We start from the raw sequence: 476 nt of genomic DNA on the forward strand, positions 1-476 counted from the left end.
TCCTAACTCCTTCTTAATCAAAAAGATACTATTGGCAAAGCTGTTGATTTTTGTGGTTTGAAAATTCTCTCCATCAAAGATCAACTTTTCAGGATATATCAAACCAACAATTGCTCTTTTATCTATTGTATTGGCATTATTGTATCGTTCTGAAATATTGGTAATGGAATCGAGTGCCTGATTTATCCTTTGTTCAAAATTATTGTCCTTTACAACTAATAAGACAAATAATTAATAAAGTATTCAATATCCTCATATTCGTGTTACGTTTACTGTTGTTACTACTTCAATACTAATATCAGACAATCCAAGATGTCCATGGTCTTTGTGATTAGAAACACTCGATACACCTGCAAGACTTTCACCAAATACAGTACTAACATTTGTGCAATAATTTTTTCTAAAACCATATTTATATGCTAAACTAAAAACGATTTTATTTTTATCTTTATCAAATTCTGATGATGTGTTTACTC

Annotated in this window: 1 protein-coding gene; it reads right to left on the reverse strand. The window is 29.4% G+C overall.

Annotated features, from left to right (window positions below; translation table 11 throughout):
• Nucleotides 1-252: 252 nt before the first annotated feature.
• A partial coding sequence (locus AB4Y90_RS18210; RefSeq protein WP_441558966.1) for a hypothetical protein occupies nt 253-476 on the reverse strand: 224 nt, incomplete at its 5' end.

Origin of the sequence: Chryseobacterium sp. 2TAF14 (assembly GCF_052115105.1) — a bacterium.
Classification (GTDB): domain Bacteria; phylum Bacteroidota; class Bacteroidia; order Flavobacteriales; family Weeksellaceae; genus Chryseobacterium.